We start from the raw sequence: 6821 nt of genomic DNA on the forward strand, positions 1-6821 counted from the left end.
TCGAGCATCTCGAGGGATGGATGGAGGAGCAACCGGTCACGACGCCGCTCTCGCTGTTTCCCGCACGAAGCTCGATCCTGCGGGAGCCGAAAGGGGTCGTCCTCATCATCGCGCCCTGGAACTACCCTTTTCAGCTCGTCGTCGCGCCCTTCATCGCCGCACTCGCCGCGGGCAACTGCTCCGTCTTGAAGCCGTCGGAGCTTGCTCCCGAGACGGCGACGCTCGTGGAAAGACTCGTGTCCCAGAACTTCTCCGAGGAGCTCGTCAGCGTCGTGACGGGAGAGGCCGACGTCGCCAAGGCACTTCTCGAGGAGAAGTTCGACCACATCTTCTACACCGGGGGCGCTTCGGTCGGCCGGAGCGTGATGAAAGCGGCCGCGGAGAACTTGACACCGGTCACACTGGAGCTCGGCGGCAAGAGTCCCTGCCTCGTCGACGAGGACGTGCGGTTGCCTCTGGCGGCGCGCCGCATCGCCTGGGGCAAGTTCTGGAACGCGGGACAGAGCTGCATCGCTCCCGACTACGTCCTCGTTTCCTCGAAGCGCGCCGCCGAGCTCGTGGCCGAGATCCAGGCGAGCGTCCGCCGGTTCTTTGGTGAGGAGCCGCAGGACAGCCCGGACTACGCCCGGATCGTGAACGAGCGGCACTTCGCGAGGCTGAGCGCCTACCTGGGCGAGGGCCGCATCGCCTTCGGCGGGCAGACCGATCGAGAAGGGCTGTACGTCGCCCCGACGGCACTGGTGGATGTTCCCGAGCGTGCGAGCGTCCTCGACGAAGAGATCTTCGGGCCGATTCTTCCCATCGTCCCTTACGAATCGCTCGATGAGGCGATCCGGCTCGTGGGACGTCATCCGGATCCCTTGGCTCTCTACGTCTTTTCCCGGAGACCGGATACGGTCGAGCGGGTGCTGCGCGAAGTTCCCTCGGGAGGTGTCTCGGTGAACGACACGCTCATTCATTTCTCGAGCTCGACTCTTCCCTTCGGGGGGCGGGGAGCGAGCGGCACCGGTCGCTACCACGGACGATTCGGTTTCGAGACCTTCAGCCACCAGAGAGCCGTCGTTCGCGGGGCCACGCTTTTCGATCCTCCTCTGCGATATCCTCCGTACGGAAGCAAGCTCCGATGGGTGAAGAGACTCTTGGGATAGCACGACCCCGCCTCTCGCTGGATCAAGCCCGTGAGCTCGGCAGGAAACTCTACGGTGTCGATCCGTCCGGGGTCGCGACGCTACCGAGCGAGCGCGATCAGAACTTCCACCTGAAGCCCGACCACGTCCTGAAGATTAGCAGCGCATCGGAGGAGCGCACGGTACTCGATTTCGAGAATCGAGCCCTCCAGCACGTCGCCAGAGAAGATCCTTCCCTCCCCGTGCCGCGATTGATACCGACCCTCGAGGGCGAGCTCATGGGTGAAACGGCGTCGGGATGGATCTGTCGGCTGTTCTCCTACCTGCCGGGAAAGCCTCTTGCGAGCTTCAAGCCGCATACGGTTGATCTCCTGCGAACCCTCGGCCGCACGATGGGCAGGCTCGACCGCGCGCTCGCCGGCCTCGCCAACGAGGCACATCCCCGAACGTTGAAGTGGGACATGACGCGAGCGGCTGATGTGCTTCGCGATGGGATGGCGCGGGTCGAGACCCACGATCGCCGCGCCATCCTGGAGCGACACCTCGCTCGGTTCGAGCGAAACGTTCTCTCGCGGCTTCTCGAGCTGCCCCGAGGCGTCATCCACAACGATGGGAACGACCACAACATCCTCATCGGGCGCTCCGGCGAGATCACGGGATTTCTCGATTTCGGAGACATGATCGAGGGAGCCGTCGTCTGCGATCTGGCGATCCTCTGCGCCTACGCGATGCTGGACAAACGCGATCCCGTGGGCGCCGCGGCCACGGTGGTGGCCGGGTATCACGAGGAGCACCCTCTCAGCGACGAGGAGCTCGCCCTCGTTTTTCCCCTGGCGGTCACCCGGCTCGCGATGAGCGTGTCCATCTGCGCGCGTCAATTCAGGGACGAGCCGGAGCGCGAGTATCTGCGAGTCAGCCAGGCTCCCGCCTGGCGCTTGCTGGAACGGCTCGAAGGCGAGTGCGATCGTTTCCCGCACTACGCCTTCCGGGCCGCGTGCGGCAAGGACCCGCATCCGGACGGAGCCGGGGCGCGTCGGTTCTTCCACGCGCAAGCTCCGACGAGCGTGCTTCCCTTCCCTCTCGCCGGCGAACCGATCCATGTTTTCGACTTGAGCGTGGGCTCCCAGGAGCTTGGCGGCCTCGAAGTCCTCGAGGACGTCGAGTGTTTCACCTCGCACCTGTTCTCCAAGATGAAACGAACGGGCGCCCGAGTCGGCATCGGATGCTACGACGAGGCTCGTCCTCTCTATACCAGCGCGATTTTCACGTCTGCCCCGGAGGGGGGTTCCGAGCCGCGAACGGTGCATCTCGGCATCGATCTGTTCGTCGAGCCGGGAACCCCGATCCATGCACCTCTCGACGGCGTCGTCCATAGCTTTCGACTCAACGACGCTCCGCTCGACTACGGCCCGACCATCATCCTCGAGCACGCGCTGGGCTACACGCTCTACGGACACCTCTCGAGCCGTTCGATCGATGGGCTCGAAAGGGGACAACGAATCAGAAAGGGCGAAGCTTTCGCCGAAGTCGGGGATTTTCCCGCCAACGGCAACTGGCCTCCGCACCTTCATTTTCAAATCATCCTCGATCTGCTGGACAAGGAAGGCGACTTTCCCGGAGTCGCGCGGCCCTCGGAACGTTTGCTGTGGCTCGGACTCTCGCCCGACCCCGGCCCGTTTCTGGGGATCGAGTCGAAGATGGCGGCCGAAAGCGACCTGACGGCGGAGCGCCGCCAGCACCTTTCGGGAGCCCTGAGCCTCGCCTACGAGCGCCCGCTCCACATCGTTCGCGGATCGAAATGCTTCCTCTACGATACCGACGCGCGGCCTTACCTCGACATGGTAAACAACGTGGCTCACGTTGGGCACTGTCATCCCCGCGTGGTCCGCGCCGCTTCCGATCAGTCCGCCGTCCTCAACACGAATACCCGGTACCTGCACCCGAATATCCTCGAGTATGCGCAAAGGCTCAAGGCCAAGCTTCCCTCATCGCTCGAAGTCTGCTTCTTCGTCAACTCGGGAAGCGAGGCGAACGACCTGGCCTTGAGGCTCGCCCGCGCGCGCACGAAGCGACGTGAAACGCTCGTTCTCGACGGTACCTATCACGGAAACCTGACGTCTCTCATCGAGGTGAGCCCCTACAAGTTCGACGGGCCCGGAGGCGATGGCGCACCGGATCACGTGACAAAGCTTCCAATGCCCGACGGCTACCGCGGGTCGCACCGGCGCGCGGATCCCGACTATTCCGAGCGATACGTCGACGACGTCCGGGCGATCCTCGAGGGCCGGCGGGCATCCGTTCTCATAGCCGAATCCATACTGAGCTGCGCCGGTCAGATCGTGCTGCCTCCCGGCTATCTCGCGGCCGTTCATCGGCTCGTGCGTGAGGCGGGCGGAGTCTGCATCGCCGACGAGGTGCAGATTGGTTTCGGCCGCGTCGGCTCCCACTTCTGGGCCTTCGAGGCCGAAGGCGTCGTACCCGACATCGTCACCATGGGAAAACCGATCGGCAACGGCCATCCCATCGGGTGCGTCGTGACCACGCGAGAAATCGCGCGGTCGTTCGAGACGGGAATGGAGTATTTCAACACCTTTGGAGGCAACCCCGTTTCCTGTGCCGTGGGGCTCGCGGTTCTCGACGTCATCGAGGAACAAGCCCTGCAGGAGAACGCGCGGAAAATGGGTGCGCGGCTCATCGCCGGCCTTCGCGAGCTACAGGAGCGGTTCGACATCGTCGGCGACGTGCGCGGCCGAGGGCTCTTTCTCGGATTCGAGCTCGTGCGCGACCGGGAGACTCTCGAGCCCGCCGCCGACGAGGCGCGTTACCTCGTGAATCGAATGAAAGAGGAGGGGGTTCTCACGAGCACCGACGGACCGTTAGAGAACGTCGTCAAGCTCAAGCCGCCATTGATATTCTCGGAAGAGCACGCCGAGACGTTTCTCGACAAGCTGGCCTCGGTGCTCGAAGAGGATTATCTTCGACCATCATGACGAAAGAGCTTCTTCCCGCCGTCGAGGTCGAACCCGCGGGCAAGCCAAACGGATCCATTGTGTGGCTCCACGGCCTCGGAGCCGATGGCCACGACTTCGAGCCCATCGTTCCCGCCCTGGGCCTCGACGGAGTCCGTTTCGTCTTCCCCCACGCGCCGCCGCGTCCGGTCACCATCAACGGGGGAATGGTCATGCGAGCCTGGTACGACATCAAGAGCCTGGATATCGAGCGCAACACGGATGTCGACGAGCTCGACCAGTCGCGATCCCAGCTCGAGGCCTGGCTCGCCCACGAGCGAGAGCTCGGCATCCCCTCCGACCGCATCGTCGCGGCAGGATTCTCTCAAGGGGGCGCCATCGCTCTTTACACCGGACTCGCTCTCGAAGAACGCATCGGAGGCATCCTCGCGCTCTCCTGCTACCATCCTCGTATCGAAGCGATCCCGTCCGCCGAGGGCGACCTACCGATCTTCATGGCCCACGGGACTCACGATCCCATCGTTCCCATCGGACTCGCCGAAGCCACGCTCGCCCGGCTTCGAGAGCGTGGGTTTACCCCCGAATGGCATACCTACCCGATGCCCCACAGCCTGTCGCCTCCGGAGATTGACGACATCGGCCGCTGGCTCCGGCAGCGTTTCGCTTGAGAGGCGACCACCGACCGCGTACTATGTGCCGCCAATGCGGAAGAAAGTCACTCTCGTCACCGGCGCGGCGGGAGAAGTCGGAACGTCGCTGGTCCAGAAGCTCGCAACGAATTCGTCGCGGCCCATTCTCACTCTCGATCTCTCCGCGCTTCCCTATGAAGTGGAGGGGACCCACACGCACATCCAGGGCGACATCCTCGACGACAGCCTTCTTTCCCGGCTCGTCGCCGAGTACGAGATCGAGTGCATCTTCCACCTTGCCGCTCTCCTTTCGACTCGCGCCGAGTTCACGCCCGAGCAGGCGCACCGGGTGAACGTCGAGGGGACGCTCGAGCTCCTGCGTCTCGCCTCGGAACAATCGCAGTGGCGCGGGGCGCCGGTGTCGTTCATCTTCCCGAGCTCGATTGCGGTCTACGGCCTGCCCACCCAGGAGGCGAAATCCCGCTATTCGCGAGTTCGTGAGTGGGAGTGGACCAATCCGACCACGATGTACGGCTGCAACAAGCTCTATTGCGAGCTGCTCGGCCGCTATCTCAGCCGCCATTACAAGCAGCTCTCCGCTCAGACGCCCGTCATGATCGACTTCCGCAGCGTGCGCTTTCCCGGTCTCATCAGTGCCCAGACCATCCCCAGCGGAGGCACGAGCGATTACGCGCCCGAGATGCTACACGCCGCGGCCAAGGGAGAGCCCTACCACTGCTTCGTGAGTCCCGAGGTGCGCATCCCCTTCATGGCGATGCCCGACGCGACCAAGGCTCTCCTGGCGCTCGCCGCCGCGCCGGCGAGCGCGCTCAGCGCGCTCGTGTATAACGTGACCAGCTTCAGCCTCTCGGCCGCCGAGATCCGTGACGTCGTCCTCGAGGCTTTCCCCGAGGCCGAGATCGACTTCGTGCCCGACGCGAAACGTCAAGCCATCGTGGACACCTGGCCGGCAAACCTGGACGACACCGCCGCCCGCCAGGACTGGAAGTGGTCGCCCGACTACGACGCCGAGCGCGCTTTTCGTGACTATCTCATACCCAGCATTCGAGAGCGTTACGCCTCGTGAGCCGGGTTTCGCGAGGGTTTACCGCCTTTCTCGACTTTGTAGAGCGCGTGGGAAACGTGCTCCCGCATCCGGCGAGCCTATTCGCCATCTTCGCTCTGCTCGTCATCCTGCTGTCGGGCATTCTCGCCGGGCTCGATCTCGAAGTCGTCCATCCTTCCACCGGGGAGCCGATCCGACCCGTAAGCCTCCTCAGCGTCTCGGGTCTTCACCTGGTCCTCACGAGGATGGTGACGAACTTCACCGGCTTCGCGCCCCTCGGCACCGTCTTCGTCTCGATGCTCGGAATCGGCCTCGCCGAGTCGAGCGGGCTCATCGGCGCCGCCCTCAAGAAGCTGGTTCTCTCGGCGCCGCCGCGGCTTCTCACGTTCGCCATCGTTTTCGCCGGAGTCGTATCGAACATGGCCAGCGAGGTCGGCTACGTGCTCCTCGTGCCGCTCGCCGCGATCGTCTTCGCCTCGGTGGGTCGACATCCTCTGGTCGGTCTCGCCGCCGCCTTCGCCGGCGTATCGGGCGGTTACAGCGCGAATCTTCTCCTCGGAACGGTGGACCCTCTCCTCGCGGGCATCTCCGAAGAAGCCGCCAAGATCGTGGATCCCGACTACACGGTGAACCCCGCGGCCAACTACTATTTCATGGCGACCTCGACGTTTCTCATCTCGTTCGCCGGCACCTGGGTCACCGAAAAAATCGTAGAGCCGAGACTCGGCCGGTACGGAGGCGACGTCGAGTCCGATCTCTCGATGACCCGCCTCACCCCCGAGGAGGAGCGCGGACTGAGGTTCGCGCTCGTTGCCGGCGTGTTTTTCGCGCTATTTCTTCTTCTGGGAACGGTCCCCGCCGGGGGATTTCTTCGCCATCCCGAGACCGGAGGACTCCTGCGGTCACCCTTCATGTCGGGCATCGTGGCTTTCATTTTTCTCGGCGCCGTCGTCGTCAGCATCGCTTACGGGAAGGGCGCCGGGACCATCCGGAACGACGCCGAAGTCGTGGAAGGGATGGGAAAAGCCAT

General features: G+C 64.1%; 5 protein-coding genes. All 5 read left to right on the forward strand.

The window, feature by feature from the left end; translation table 11 throughout:
• Positions 1-1148, forward strand: a 1148-nt coding sequence (locus VEK15_00805; protein HXV59202.1) for an aldehyde dehydrogenase family protein, incomplete at its 5' end; no start/stop codon positions are given.
• A complete protein-coding gene (locus VEK15_00810; protein HXV59203.1) occupies positions 1124-4117 on the forward strand; it encodes an aminotransferase class III-fold pyridoxal phosphate-dependent enzyme in 2994 nt (997 codons plus the stop codon). The genes VEK15_00805 and VEK15_00810, both read left to right, overlap by 25 nt.
• Positions 4114-4764, forward strand: a complete 651-nt coding sequence (locus VEK15_00815) for a dienelactone hydrolase family protein (protein ID HXV59204.1) — start codon at positions 4114-4116, stop codon at positions 4762-4764. The genes VEK15_00810 and VEK15_00815 overlap by 4 nt, the downstream gene beginning before the upstream one ends.
• A gap of 34 nt (positions 4765-4798) precedes the next feature.
• Positions 4799-5812, forward strand: a complete 1014-nt coding sequence (locus VEK15_00820; protein HXV59205.1) for an NAD-dependent epimerase/dehydratase family protein — start codon at positions 4799-4801, stop codon at positions 5810-5812.
• The coding region (locus VEK15_00825; GenBank protein ID HXV59206.1) for an AbgT family transporter at positions 5809-6821 on the forward strand (1013 nt) is incomplete at its 3' end. The genes VEK15_00820 and VEK15_00825, both read left to right, overlap by 4 nt.

The organism is Vicinamibacteria bacterium, from assembly GCA_035620555.1.
Lineage (GTDB): Bacteria > Acidobacteriota > Vicinamibacteria > Marinacidobacterales > SMYC01 > DASPGQ01.